The sequence below is a fragment of the Saccharothrix sp. ST-888 genome, assembly GCF_000955975.1.
Taxonomy (GTDB): domain Bacteria; phylum Actinomycetota; class Actinomycetes; order Streptomycetales; family Streptomycetaceae; genus Kitasatospora.
Window position 1 is genome coordinate 1 of sequence record NZ_JYJF01000592.1, and the last position, 353, is coordinate 353.

Sequence of the window (353 nt, forward strand, 5' to 3'; positions counted from 1 at the left end):
GTCACCGAGGACCTGGTCCAGCGGGCCGAGCAGCGGCTCGGCCACCCGCTGCCCGCCGCCTACCGCAGCTTCCTCAAGCTGGCCGGCGGCCGCGGCCCGCCCGGGGTCGGGCTGGACCCCGAGTTAGGCCTGCTGCTCGACCAGCCGTTCCTGACGTCCAGCGCGGAGTCCGGATGCCCGCGGCGGTCCACTCTGAGGCCGTCGTGCGGGTCGGCCTCCTCGGAGCGGGCGACCGCGTACTGGCTGAAGTCCGGGTATCCGTACTCGTCCACCCGCTCCCCGGCCGGGTGGTTCGCGGACCGGACCGGGTCCGGGAAGTACACCACCTGGCCCGCGTACGCCGCGTTCGGCGC

At 75.1% G+C, this 353-nt stretch carries 1 protein-coding gene; it reads left to right on the plus strand.

From position 1 onward, the window contains the following. Window positions 1-353 (plus strand): SMI1/KNR4 family protein (locus tag UK12_RS42150; protein ID WP_045307060.1); only part of this gene is annotated, 353 nt, incomplete at both ends.